Origin of the sequence: Mitsuaria sp. WAJ17, assembly GCF_014174515.1 — a bacterium.
Lineage (GTDB): Bacteria > Pseudomonadota > Gammaproteobacteria > Burkholderiales > Burkholderiaceae_C > Roseateles_B.
Genome location: NZ_JACJUG010000076.1, coordinates 1 through 2,411, shown reverse-complemented (window position 1 = coordinate 2,411; position 2,411 = coordinate 1). Strand labels below are relative to the sequence as shown.

Below are 2,411 nucleotides of genomic sequence, written 5' to 3'. Positions count from 1 at the left end.
GGCGCCTCGTCCGGCGTGGGCCGCGCTGGCAGGGCGGCAAGCGCCGCGGGTGAGCTCGCCGGCTGGGGCGCAGAGGCAGACGCCGCCTCCGCCGGCAGGCTCAGCCGCACCTGCAGCGGCGGTGGCTCCACGCGCTGCACGCTCCAGGGCAGGCCCAGTCCAGGCAAACCCAGGCCCTGGCCACCGAAGGTCAGGCTCAGCACGAAGGCATGCAGGGCCAGGGACAGCGCCAGCGAGAGCCCCGGCCGGCGCGCCGCCCCCCGGTCCCGAGGCCCTGCGCCTGCATGGGCCGTCGCCGCCATGGCCGCCAGTTCCGCAGGCAGTTGCGTGCGGAAGGGGGCGGGCGTCGCGAAGCGGAGGCGGTGGGCTTTCAAGCGGGCGGCAGGCGGAGGGATCGAGACAGATTCTCGTCGCATCCGCCTGGCAGCAAGCCTGGCGGTCCCGCGGGCCCGCCGAGGTCTGCGCGCCCCGTCCCCCGAAGGTGGGGGAAACACTTGACAGTGTCACAGGTCCCGGCGCTGTCCGTACATTTCCGCCGGTTCATCGAGCCGATTCAAAAAGACGTTATTCATGCAGGGGCTGGGGCCATGCCACCGCTGCCTTGGGAGGGATTCATGACACTGATGCTGCGCAGGGCTGGCAGACCCTGCTTGCTGCTGGCCGCTCTGTGGGCCTGTGCTGTCCAGGCCGACACCTACCACGACCAGCAGCACGAGCTGGTGCGGGCCTCGCGCGCCGTCAGCGCCCTGGGCCCCAACCTCTTCGGGGACAAGATCAACCACTACACCGGCGCGCTGGAGTTCGTGCAGCTGGATGTCGGCCTGCCGGGCAACGATGGGCTGGGGGTGGGCGTCGGGCGCCGCCTGGTGCCCGGCTATGCCGCGCGCCAGCGCCTGGGCGCCTTCGGCAACTGGGACCTGGAGCTGCCGCGCATCCAGGGCACGTTCTCCAGCAAGTACGGCTGGTCCTTCGGTCTGGGCAAGGGCACGGACCGCTGCAGCAACTTCACCGGGCCGGGCACGGTCACTGGCACCAACGGCGACTCTTTCTGGGATCAAGAGGAGTACTGGAAGGGCCACCAGCTCTATGTACCCGGCGCCGGCGCCGACGAGATCCTCAAGGTGGGCCCCACCACGCCCGCCGTGCCGGCCGACGGCCAGAGCTACCCGCTGGTCACGCGCCACCAGTGGGCCCTGCGCTGCACGGCCCTGGCCAGCAACGCCTTCACCACCGCCAGCGTCAACAACCAGGGCGAGGGCTTCATCGCCCGCAGCCCGGACGGCGTCACCTGGCGCTTCGACTGGCTGGTGCGGCGCAAGACGGACGTGATGTACCGCTCCACCGTCAGCCCGCAGGCCGCCACGCCGCCGGGCAAGGTGGCCACGGCGGTGGGGACGCCCTCCCTGCTGCGAGACGACGTCTGGCTGCTGCCCACCGAGGCGCGGGACCGCTTCGGCAACACGGTCAGCTACGCCTACGACCCGGCCGCGCCCTGGCGCCTCAAGACCATCACCGGCTCGGACGGCCGCGTCATCACCCTCAGCTACGGCAGCGGCAGCGACCGCGTCACTAGCATCACTGATGGCACCCGCAGCTGGACCTACAGCTACAGCAGCGCGGGCGAGCTGCTCAGCGTCACCCAGCCGGACGGCAGTCTGCTCGGCATCAGCGGGGCGGACACCATCAGCGTCACGCCGCACTACAGCAAGGACCCGGGCTGCGCGGGCCTGGGCGACGAGGCCGTGAGTCCCTTCACCGGGGTGATCAGCTTCACCCATCCCAGCGGAGCCACCGGCAGCTTCACGGTCCAGCCGGTGAGCCATGCGCGCTCCTACGTGCCGCAGAACTGCTTCGGAGACTACGGCACCTTCGCGCGCTTCCCCCGCTACTTCGCCACCACCGCCCTCACCGCCAAGCAGATCGGCGGCCCCGGCCTGCCCACGCTGAGCTGGACCTACAGCTACAGCAGTGCCGCCAACCAGGGCAGCTGGAGCGACTGCAGCGGCAGCTGCCCCGAGACCAAGACCGTCACCGTGGACGGCAGCGACGGCCGCCGCCTGGTGCATGTGTTCGGCACCCGGGTGGACCGCACCGAGGGTCAGCTCTTGCGCCTGGATGAAGGCCCCACCAGCGGCGGCGTGCTGCGCAGCACCGCCAGCAGCCATCGCATTGGCCGCGAGATGGGTATCAGCATCCTGCAGATGGGCGACAGCGCCAGCGCCGTGCGCACCGACCCGCTGCAGCAGCGCACCATCACCCAGCAGGGCACGAGCTTCAGCTGGAGCGCCACGGCCTTCGACAGCTTCGAGCGGGTCACCAGCCAGCAGCGCAGCGGCCCGGGCGGCAGCCTCAGCGAGACGCTGAGCTACGAGGACAAGCTCGGCCAGTGGGTGCTGGGCCAGCTCAAGACC

At 71.0% G+C, this 2,411-nt stretch carries 1 protein-coding gene and 1 pseudogene; one reads left to right on the top strand and one right to left on the bottom strand.

Going from position 1 to position 2,411, the window contains the following annotated elements:
* A pseudogene (locus H5407_RS23395) lies at positions 1-374 on the bottom strand (hypothetical protein); the annotation flags it as partial.
* A gap of 240 nt (positions 375-614) precedes the next feature.
* Here H5407_RS23395 and H5407_RS23390 point away from each other — a divergent pair.
* Positions 615-2,411 (top strand): RHS repeat domain-containing protein (locus tag H5407_RS23390; RefSeq protein WP_183106895.1); only part of this gene is annotated, 1,797 nt, incomplete at its 3' end.